4 protein-coding genes are annotated in these 3,912 nt (G+C 36.0%); all 4 read left to right on the forward strand.

Annotated features, from left to right (window positions below):
- Nucleotides 1–105 precede the first annotated feature (105 nt).
- The gene (locus VFS71_RS03885; RefSeq protein WP_326399487.1) at nucleotides 106–1,056 is read left to right on the forward strand and encodes a DMT family transporter; all 951 of its coding nucleotides are present in this window, start codon (nucleotides 106–108) and stop codon (nucleotides 1,054–1,056) included.
- A gap of 119 nt (nucleotides 1,057–1,175) precedes the next feature.
- On the forward strand, nucleotides 1,176–1,853 hold the full coding sequence (locus VFS71_RS03890; protein ID WP_326399488.1) for an SCO family protein: 678 nt from the start codon (nucleotides 1,176–1,178) through the stop codon (nucleotides 1,851–1,853).
- A 72-nt stretch (nucleotides 1,854–1,925) separates the two neighbouring features.
- Entirely contained in the window at nucleotides 1,926–2,162 is a 237-nt protein-coding gene (locus VFS71_RS03895) for a FeoA family protein (RefSeq protein ID WP_326399489.1), read from the forward strand.
- A gap of 2 nt (nucleotides 2,163–2,164) precedes the next feature.
- Nucleotides 2,165–3,912 (forward strand): ferrous iron transport protein B (gene feoB, locus VFS71_RS03900; RefSeq protein WP_326399490.1); only part of this gene is annotated, 1,748 nt, incomplete at its 3' end.

The raw sequence follows: 3,912 nt of genomic DNA on the forward strand, positions 1-3,912 counted from the left end.
CTTTGCCACAATTTGACCAATCAAAACCTTCCATTGGAAAGCTAATTTTGAGCGATAAAGTAGAAAACGTTTTAGGTTATTCCTTCATTAATACCAATTTGTAAGTTGAGAACAAAAATACAAACCGCTTTTAAATCTAGAATCAATGCCATTGGATTACCCATTTTAGCTTTGTGTTGGGTGAGCTTTTTTTGGGGTACCACGTGGTTGGCTTCCAAAGAAGGGGTTAAACATATGCCGGCACTGCAACTCGCTGGCATTAGGCAATTTATCGGAGGTTCTTTGTATCTCGCCTTTTTCTTGTTTAAAAAAACACCTTGGCCCAAAGGAAAACAATGGAAAACGATCATCATACTCAGTTTACTCAATTTTGTTTTTAGCAATGGACTCAGTACTTGGGGCGTGAAATACATCAGCAGTGGATTGGGTGCTATCATTGGCGCTATGGTTCCTTTGTGGATTGTATTCATCAGTATTTTTAAAGGCGAGAGAGTAACCCGTCTGGCCGTTTTGGGGATTTTGGTTTGTTTTGGAGGAGTTTGTGTTATTTTTTATGAGCATCTTCTCGACTTTTTACAACCCGACTTTCAATTTGGAATAATTCTTTCGATAGCGGCAACAATTACTTGGGCTTTCGGTACTTTATATACCAAGAAAAAAGCGGCGAGTTTTAACCCTTATTTTAGCTTGGGGCTGCAAATGTTCATTTCCAGTATTTTTCTTTTTTCTTTTGTTGGAGCTACGGGTGCTAGCATTCCGCTTTCGGAAATTCCAATGAATTCTTGGTTGTCAATTGCTTATTTGGTAATCATTGGTTCTGTGCTGACCTTTATTGCTTTTATTTATGCCTTGCAAAAACTCCCAACCGAATTGAGCAGTGTCTATGCTTACGTCAATCCAATAGTTGCAGTGATTTTAGGGGCTTTTATTTTTGGGGAGCCATTAACTACGGCAATCATCTTTGGCGGTAGCATAACCTTAATTGGATTGTATTTGATTAACTATGCAATGCGAAAAAAGAAAAACAGCATCGAAGCTATAATGGAGGTCAACTAAGAGACTAAAAACCAAAGAATTGTAAGATTTTAATATGACCTAAATCTATTTGGAACAACTAAATCTCATATCCTTTTATATGCTTGTATTTTTCTTTATTTTTGCACCAAATTAATTTTATGTTATCTATTCTAAAAAAATACAGAATCTATATTGGTGTCGTATTAATTTTTTCCATCATAACACTTTACTTGTTTTATTCGGCTTTAAAACCCAGTAAAACATTGCCAATCTATAATCCTTCGGATGTAAATCCAGAATTGGTAGACAGTACCGTACAATACATCAGCAAGTATCACACGATTGCCGATTTCTCTTTTGTGAACCAAAATGGAAAAACAATTACCCAAAAAAATTATGAGGGCAAAGTATATGTAGCCGACTTTTTCTTTACCACTTGTGGTTCAATTTGCCCAAAAATGACCACCAACTTGGTCGATGTACAAAAAGCAATCAAGAACAATCCAAAAGTTATGTTGCTTTCCCATACTGTTTTCCCAGAGACCGACAGTGTACCCGCGCTAAAAGCTTATGCCCAAAAATACGGTGTCATTGACGGAAAGTGGAATCTGGTAACGGGTGATAAAAAAGAAATTTATACTATGGCCAGAAAATCCTACTTGGCCGTAAAACTTGGAAAACCGGAGCAATTATACGACATGGTACATACAGAAAATTTTGTTTTGGTTGACCAAAAAAGGCGTGTTCGCGGTTTTTATGACGGTACAAAAAAAGAAGATATTCAGCGATTAATAGAAGATATTAATTGGCTTTGCGAGAATGAAAAAAATGAGTAAAACTGATAATAATCAGCTATAATTATAATAAAAAAATGTATTTTTGCAATCTTAATTCAATCTAAATAAGCTTTGCAAACAACGATACATTCTCTCAAAAAAGGCCAAAAAGCCATTATACTGGATTTTGATATCGATATTATCCCTTTAAAACTTCTGGAAATGGGCTGTTTGCCGGGCAATGAGGTCGAATTACTTCAAATAGCTCCTTTTGGAGATCCTTTATATTTGAACATTAATGGTTCTCATCTTGCCATTCGCATTGAAACCGCCAAACAAATTGAAATAGAACTCATTAAAAACAAATAGAAATGAGTTTAAAAAATATCAATGTTGCTTTAATTGGAAACCCAAACGTAGGGAAAACTTCGGTTTTTAATCAACTTACAGGCTTGAACCAGCAAGTGGGAAACTATCCAGGAATTACTGTTGAGAAAAAAATGGGTTTTTGCAAATTACCCAACAATATCAAAGCGAATATTCTTGATTTACCCGGAACCTATAGTTTAAATGCCAGCTCCATTGATGAAAGCGTTGTTATTGAACTTTTGCTAAACAAAAATGACCGTCTCTATCCGGACGTAGCCCTTGTGGTTACTGACGTAGAAAATCTAAAACGAAATTTACTTCTTTATACCCAAATAAAAGACCTTGAAATTCCAACTATTTTGGTCATCAATATGGCCGACAGAATGGAACACAAAGGTATTAGCCTTGACATACCATATCTCGAAGAACACTTAAAAACTAAAATCGCACTGATTAGTTCCAGAAAAGGGCATGGAATTGAAGAGTTGAAGAATTTAATCGTTAGTTACAAAACCATTTCTTCTGAACCTTGCTTGAACGCCTCGAGTATTGACGTCGAATATTTCAATAGTCTTCGTCATGCATTTCCAAATCAGTTGTTGTATAAATTGTGGTTGGTTATTACGCAAGACGTTAACTTTTTGAATTTGGAACGCAACGAAATTCGCAGTTCGTTTACCAAATCGCATTCGGATTTGAAACGATTACAACAAAAAGAAACCATCAAACGCTATCAGTTCATCAACGATGTTTTAAAAGAAGGATTAAAAATTGACTCTAGTGTTGCCAAGGATTTTCGCAGTAAATTAGACCGTGTACTTACTCACAAAGTATGGGGTTATGTGATTTTCTTCATCATATTATTTGTCATTTTTCAATCTATTTTTCAGTGGTCAAAAATTCCGATGGATTTTATCGACAGTACTTTTGCCACTTTAAGTACATTGGCTAGTGAGCATTTACCAGCGGGAATGCTGACCGATTTAATTTCACAAGGTATAATTCCTGGAATTGGCGGTATTTTAATTTTCATACCCCAAATTGCCTTTTTGTTTTTATTCATTTCCATACTCGAAGAGAGTGGATATATGAGTCGCGTAGTTTTCTTGATGGATAAAATCATGCGCCGATTTGGATTGTCGGGCAAAAGTGTGGTTCCTTTAATTTCGGGAACAGCCTGTGCCATTCCGGCAATTATGGCAACTAGAAACATCGAAAACTGGAAAGAGCGTTTAATCACCATACTCGTAACCCCTTTTACCACATGTTCGGCCAGATTGCCAGTTTATGCGATTATTATTGGGTTGGTTATTCCGGATACTTATGTTTTAGGAATATTAAATGTACAGGGATTGACCTTGATGCTTTTGTATGTTATTGGTTTTGGAATGGCGATATTATCGGCTTATATCCTGAATATTATTCTGAAGGTAAAAGGCAAAACATTCTTTGTGGTAGAAATGCCCAACTATAAATTACCAATGTTCAAGAACGTTGCCATCAACGTAATTGAAAAAACAAAAGCCTTTGTTTTTGGCGCCGGAAAAATCATTCTGGCAATATCCATCATCTTGTGGTTTTTGGCCTCTTACGGCCCCGGAAAACAGTTTAAAAACGCCGAAAACATAATATTGGAGAATACAAAAGCACATCCATTATCAACAACCGAGTTCAATAATGCTGTCGCTTCGCAAAAACTGGAAAACTCTTATATTGGGTTAATGGGAAGAGGCATTGAACCAGTTATTTC

Source organism: Flavobacterium sp. (assembly GCF_035760125.1).
GTDB lineage: Bacteria > Bacteroidota > Bacteroidia > Flavobacteriales > Flavobacteriaceae > Flavobacterium.

Coding starts and splice junctions, on each gene's coding strand:
- VFS71_RS03890 (WP_326399488.1), top strand. CDS start 1,176: ATGTTATCTATTCTAAAAAAATACAGAATCTATATTGGTGTCGTATTA.